The sequence below is a fragment of the Dietzia maris genome, from assembly GCF_014144855.1.
GTDB lineage: Bacteria > Actinomycetota > Actinomycetes > Mycobacteriales > Mycobacteriaceae > Dietzia > Dietzia kunjamensis.
This window is the reverse complement of record NZ_JAALDN010000052.1, coordinates 1-2,179: the sequence shown is the minus strand read 5'-3', so window position 1 is coordinate 2,179 and position 2,179 is coordinate 1. Positions and strand designations below refer to the sequence as shown.

The following is a 2,179-nucleotide window of genomic DNA, read 5'->3' as shown; positions in this document are numbered from 1 at the left end:
TCGACCCGCTGGCACTGAAGGCCGGCGACTGGGTGGTGCACGACCAGCACGGCATCGGCAAGTTCGTGGAGATGGTCGAGCGGCAGGTGCGCGGCGGCGACGGCTCCTCACGGCGCGAGTACCTGGTCATCGAGTACGCGCCCGGCAAGCGCGGCGCGGCCGGCGACCGGCTCTACGTGCCGATGGAGTCGCTCGGGCAGCTCAGCCGCTACGTCGGCGGCGAGGCCCCGACGCTATCCAAGATGGGCGGCGCCGACTGGCAGAACACCAAGCGCAAGGCCCGCAAGGCGGTCCGCGAGATCGCGACCGAGCTGGTGCAGCTGTACGCCAAGCGGCAGTCCGCGCCCGGGCGCGCCTTCGGCCCCGACACCCCGTGGCAGCGCGAGATGGAGGACGCGTTCCCCTTCACCGAGACCGTCGACCAGCTCACGGCGATCGAGGACGTCAAGCACGACATGGAGAAAACCGCCCCCATGGACCGCGTGGTGGTGGGCGACGTCGGCTACGGCAAGACCGAGGTCGCCGTGCGCGCCGCGTTCAAGGCCGTGCAGGACGGCACCCAGGTCGCGGTGCTGGTGCCGACCACGCTGCTCGCGCAGCAGCACCTGGCCACGTTCGCCGAGCGCATGACCGGCTTCCCCGTGACGATCCGTGGACTGAGCCGCTTCACCTCCGACGCCGAGGCCAAGAAGATCCTCGCCGGGTTGGCGGACGGGACAGTGGACGTGGTGATCGGGACACACCGGCTGCTCGCCACGGGCGTGAGGTGGAAGAACCTCGGCCTGGTGATCGTGGACGAGGAGCAGCGCTTCGGCGTGGAGCACAAAGAGCACATCACGTCCCTGCGCACCCACGTGGACGTGCTCACCATGTCCGCCACCCCGATCCCGCGCACCCTGGAGATGTCGCTGGCCGGCATCCGCGAGATGAGCCAGATCCTCACCCCGCCCGAGGAGCGCCTGCCGGTCCTGACGTACGTGGGCGCGCACTCGGACAAGCACGTCGCCGCCGCCATCCGGCGCGAGCTGCTGCGCGAGGGGCAGATCTTCTACGTCCACAACCGCGTGCGGACCATCGACTCCACCGCCGCGAAGATCCGCGACCTGGTGCCCGAGGCGCGCGTCGTGGTGGCGCACGGGCAGATGGGGGAGGAGCAGCTCGAGCAGACGGTCGGCGGCTTCTGGAACCGCGACTATGACGTGCTGGTGTGTACGACCATCGTCGAGACGGGCCTGGACATCTCCAACGCCAACACGCTCATCGTGGACCGCTCCGACCAGCTTGGCCTGTCGCAGATGCACCAGCTGCGAGGCCGCGTGGGCCGGTCACGTGAGCGTGGGTACGCCTACTTCCTGTACGACCCGGAGAAGCCACTCACCGAGACCGCGTACGACCGGCTCGCGACGATCGCGCAGAACAACGACCTCGGCGCCGGCATGGCCGTGGCGATGAAGGACCTCGAGCTGCGCGGCGCCGGCAACGTTCTGGGTGCCGAGCAGTCGGGGCACATCGCGGGCGTCGGGTTCGACCTCTACATCCGTCTCGTGGGCGAGGCGGTGGAGGCGTACCGCGCGATCGCCGACGGGGAGAAGGTGGAGGTCGAGGAGGAGGTCGGCGAGATCCGCATCGAGCTGCCCGTCGACGCGTACATCCCCGTGGAGTACGTCGACGGCGACCGGCTCCGGCTCGAGGCGTACCGCAAGCTGTCGCAGGCGCGGGAGGCCGCCGACATCGACGCCGTGGTCGAGGAGTTGCTCGACCGCTACGGGCCGCTACCCGCCGAGGCCCGCCGCGTGGTGTCCGTCTCGCGGCTGCGGTTGGTCGCGCAGAAGTACCGGGTCCGCGAGATCGTCCTGGCCGGCTCGCGCCTGCGCGTCGGCCCGCTCGACCTGCTGGACTCGCAGCAGATGCGGCTCAAGCGCATGTACCCGGCCGCGCAGTACCGGGCCACGCAGAAGACCGTGCTGCTCCCGCTGCCCAAGGCGGCCGGCGCCCGCGCCGGTGCGGGTGGGGAGAAGGCGCGCGACGACGAGATGCTGCAGTACGCCGCCGACTTCCTCACGGCGATGGCCGGGGATCCGGAGGGGTCGAACCCGGTGATCCAGCCGGAGACGGTGCCCGCGCGATGAGCCCGGGCGGCGGGCGGCCCGACTCAGACGCGGACCCGGGCGGCGCGGCG

1 protein-coding gene is annotated in these 2,179 nt (G+C 70.9%); it reads left to right on the top strand.

Going from position 1 to position 2,179, the window contains the following annotated elements; genetic code table 11:
• Window positions 1-2,129, top strand: a 2,129-nt coding sequence (gene mfd / locus G6024_RS01960) for a transcription-repair coupling factor (RefSeq protein WP_159147800.1), incomplete at its 5' end; no start/stop codon positions are given.
• Between the last annotated feature and the right edge of the window lie 50 nt (window positions 2,130-2,179).